Genomic DNA, 2,419 nt, shown 5'->3' on the forward strand with positions numbered 1-2,419 from the left:
ATCGGGCGGGATGCCGGCGGCCAGCAGGTGGCGGGCGGCCCGGCGCCCGCCGTCCCAATCCGCCTCGTCCTCGAGGGCGACGCTATACATCGAGGCTGAGCTGCGCCGGGCGGGCGGCGCGGGCGAAGCGGCTGCCGGGGCGCAACTGCTCGCGCAGATTCATGCTGTCGAGCTGGCCCGGCGGCGGCCGGTGGTCGGGCGCGGTGACGAAGGGCGCCACCTTCTTCAGCGGCACGCGCAGCCCGGCGAGCTCTCCCAGCCGCACCGGCCCCTCGGCGCGGGCGGCCAGGATGCGGTCGACATTGCGGGCGCCGAGGCCGGGGACGCGCAGCAGCATCTCGCGCGGGGCACGGTTGAGGTCGAGCGGAAAGAGGCCGCGATGCTTCAGCGCCCAGGCCAGCTTGGGGTCGATGTCGAGCGCCAGCATGCCGGCCTCGCCGCCCTCCATGATCTCCTCCGTGCCGAAGCCGTAGAAGCGCAGCAGCCAGTCGGCCTGGTAGAGGCGATGCTCGCGCAGCAGGGGCGGCGCGGCGGGGGGCAGCAGGGACGAGGCTGCGGGGATCGGCGAATAGGCCGAGTAGTAGACCCGCCGCATCCGGTAGCGGCCATAGAGCGCGGCGCCGGTGGTCAGGATGCGGCGGTCGTCGCTGTCATCGGCGCCGACGATCATCTGGGTCGATTGCCCGGCCGGGGCGAAGCGCGGCGGCGTGGCGCGGCGCGCGGTCTTCTTCGCCTCCTTCGCCTCCTCGATGCGGGTGGCCAGGCCGGCCATGGCGCCGCGGATGGCCGGCAGGTCCTTCTCGGGCGCCAGGCGCTGCAGGCTGGCATCCTGCGGCAGCTCGACGTTGATCGAGAGGCGGTCGGCCCAGCGCCCGGCCTCGGCCAGCAAAGCAGGCGCCGCGTCGGGGATGGTCTTCAAGTGGATATAGCCGTGGAAGCCGTGCTCCTCGCGGAGCGTCCGGGCGACGCGGTTCATCTGCTCCATGGTGTAGTCGGGCGAGCGGATGATGCCGGAGCTGAGGAACAGCCCCTCGATGTAGTTGCGGCGGTAGAAGGCCAGCGTCAGCCGGACCAGCTCGTCGACCGTGAAGCGCGCCCGCGGCACGTTCGAGCTGGCGCGGTTGATGCAGTAGACGCAGTCGAAATGGCAGGCATTGGTCAGCAGCACCTTGAGCAGCGAGATGCAGCGGCCATCCGGCGCATAGGCGTGGCAGATCCCCATCCCCTCGGTGCTGCCCAGGCCGCCCTTCCGCGAATCCCGCTTCGAGGTGCCGGAGGAGGCGCAGGAGGCATCGTATTTGGCGGCATCCGCCAGAAGGGCGAGCTTGGCGCGGAGATCCATGGCGCAGGCGATCCGGAGACTTTAGTTCTATATTTGTTCTTAAAGACCCCGGATGCAAGCGTGGCGGTTCGGGCGGTCAGCGCAGCAGGGCGGGCAGCAGCGCGTCCAGCCTGAGCCGCCCTTCCCAGGTCGCGGCCAGGCGGCCATCGCCGGTCCAGCGCAGATAGTCCTCGTCCAGGCAGGCGGCCAGGATGGCCGGATCGACCGCCTCGGCCAGGGTTATGCCGGTGCGGGCCTCGATGCGGGCCGGGTCGACGCCTTCCGACAGGCGCAGCCCCATCAGCATCGCCTCCCGCGCGCGGTCGGTGGCGGAGAGCGTCTCGGCATGGGTGATGGCATGGCCGTCGGCCTCGACCCGGGCGAGCCATTCCTCGGGACCGCGGTGGCGTCGGCTGGCCACCAGCCCCTCGCGCAGCAGCAGCCGCTGGTGCGCGCCGGCGCCGATGCCGAGATAGTCGCCATAGCGCCAATAGGCCAGGTTGTGCCGGCTTTCCGCCCCCGGCCTGGCGTAGTTGGAGACCTCGTAGGGCAGCAGGCCGAAGCGCCCCGCCTCTTCCCCCGTGGCGAAGTAGAGGGCCGCCGCCTCGTCGCCCTCGGGCAGGGCGAAGGCGCCGCGGGCATGTTCGGTCGCGAAGCGCGTCCCCGGCTCGATGGTCAGCTGATAGAGGGAAAGGTGGTCGGCGGCGAGCGCCAGGGCCTGGCGCAGCTCGGCGCGCCACTCGGCCTCCTGCTGGTCGGGGCGGGCATAGATCAGGTCGAAGGACAGGCGCGGGAACAGCGACCGCGCCGCCTCCAGCGCGGCGATCGCCTGTCCGGCATCGTGCTTGCGGCCGAGGAAGCCCAGCGCCTGGTTGTTCAGCGCCTGCACGCCCAGGCTCGCCCGGTTGACGCCGGCATCGCGCAGCTCGGCCAGCTTGGCGATCTCGACGCTGGTTGGATTGGCCTCCAGCGTGATCTCGATGTCGGGCGTCGGGTCGAAGAAGCGGCAGGCGTCGGCGATGATGTCGGCGACGGCCTGCGTCGGCATCAGGCTGGGCGTGCCGCCGCCGAAGAAGATCGAGGCGAGCCGGCGCCGCT

2 protein-coding genes are annotated in these 2,419 nt (G+C 71.6%); both read right to left on the reverse strand.

Features of this window, described 5'->3' with window-relative positions:
- Nucleotides 1-82: 82 nt before the first annotated feature.
- A complete protein-coding gene (locus BKE38_RS29305) occupies nucleotides 83-1,342 on the reverse strand; it encodes a putative DNA modification/repair radical SAM protein (protein WP_076960630.1) in 1,260 nt (419 codons plus the stop codon).
- 76 nt (nucleotides 1,343-1,418) lie between these two features.
- The coding region (hemW, locus tag BKE38_RS29310) for a radical SAM family heme chaperone HemW (RefSeq protein WP_076960631.1) at nucleotides 1,419-2,419 on the reverse strand (1,001 nt) is incomplete at its 5' end.

It is taken from the genome of Teichococcus deserti (assembly GCF_001982615.1).
Lineage (GTDB): Bacteria > Pseudomonadota > Alphaproteobacteria > Acetobacterales > Acetobacteraceae > Pseudoroseomonas > Pseudoroseomonas deserti.